Genomic DNA, 1,348 nt, shown 5'->3' with positions numbered 1-1,348 from the left:
AGCCGAGATGGGATCCCACTGGTTGTTCACGATGCCGATTTGGATGGACAGCCTTTGGCCGCATTAACTTGGGCCGAGATTCGGGCCCGCAAACCCACGATTCCCACTCTTGAAGAGACCCTGTCACATATCAAGGGCAAAATCACCCTCGATATCGAACTCAAAGAAGCAGGCTATGAGGAACAAGTCCTTGCCCTCGTTAGCGATATTTTGACCCCCGAAGAATTTGTGATCACCTCTTTTTTGCCTCAGGTGGTGCAGCGGGTTAAAACGCTTTTGTCCCCGCAACCCAAGGTTGGCCTGTTGATCGAGGCAAAGGCTGAGGAGCAAGCCAAGGGATCTTTACTTACCCGTTGCCGGGAGTTGGGAGCGGATTTTCTGGCCCCCCACTACAGTTGGGTGAACTTGCAGTTCTTGGCTGAAGCTGAACAGGCCGGGATCCCTCTGTACGTTTGGACGGTGAACGATCCTGAAGTGATGAAGTTGTGCTTGCAGCCATTTGCCGGCTCAGTAGGACAAAATCCCGTTGTTCAAGGGTTGATTACCGACCGTCCCCAATTGGCTTTGCAAATTCGCGCCCACCTTTTGGCAGGAGTAGAGGGGGCAAAACCCTAGACCATGGGCACAAACTGCACCGGAAAAGCCCCTTTTTGAACCCATCCTTGGGCTGTTTTGCAGAGGATCAGCAAGGACTGGGATCCCTGGGCACCGGAGTCCGAAGGGCTTTCTCCCACCGGCACCACCAAGGTGCCCCCCACCGCCAGTTGATCCAGCAGCACCATGGGCACAGTTGGGGGCGCTGCCGTCACCAGAATGGCATCGTAGGGAGCATGCTCTGGCCAACCTTGGTAGCCATCCCCCTGACGCACTTCCACGTTGCGATAGCCCAGGGCAGCGAGGGTTTGTTGAGCTTGAGCAGCCAATGGGGACAGACGCTCCAGGCTATACACTTGCCGGGCCAGCTCTGCCAAAACAGCCGCCTGATAGCCGGAGCCGGTGCCGATTTCCAACACCACCGATTCAGGCGTGAGGCGAGCAGCTTCTGTCATAAAAGCAACAATATAGGGCTGAGAAATGGTCTGGCCATAGCCGATGGGCAGAGGGCAATCCCTGTAGGCCCGATCCCGCAGATCAGAGGGGACAAAAAGGTGACGCGGCACTTTTCCCATGGCTTCCAGTACCCGTGGATCTCGGATCCCTCGTTTGATGAGCTGTTTCTTGACCATCTGCTCCCGTTGGGAAGCAAAAGGATCGGAAGCGTCTGGGGGCTGAGGTTCAACTTCTGGGATCCCAGCTGGAGAGCGAGAAGAATGTCTCCACCGGAAGGATGAGAATGGGTTGATCACCG

2 protein-coding genes are annotated in these 1,348 nt (G+C 55.9%); one reads left to right on the top strand and one right to left on the bottom strand.

From position 1 onward, the window contains the following. The coding region (locus NW820_RS12390; protein WP_414407644.1) for a glycerophosphodiester phosphodiesterase at positions 1-615 on the top strand (615 nt) is incomplete at its 5' end. Here the strand turns inward: NW820_RS12390 and NW820_RS12385 are convergent. Continuing rightward, the gene (locus NW820_RS12385; protein ID WP_011433763.1) at positions 612-1,346 is read right to left on the bottom strand and encodes a protein-L-isoaspartate(D-aspartate) O-methyltransferase; all 735 of its coding nucleotides are present in this window, start codon (positions 1,344-1,346) and stop codon (positions 612-614) included. The genes NW820_RS12390 and NW820_RS12385 overlap by 4 nt on opposite strands. Positions 1,347-1,348: the final 2 nt, after the last annotated feature.

It is taken from the genome of Synechococcus sp. R55.7 (assembly GCF_047461955.1).
Classification (GTDB): Bacteria; Cyanobacteriota; Cyanobacteriia; order Thermostichales; family Thermostichaceae; genus Thermostichus.
This window is presented reverse-complemented; position numbering and strand designations above follow the sequence as displayed.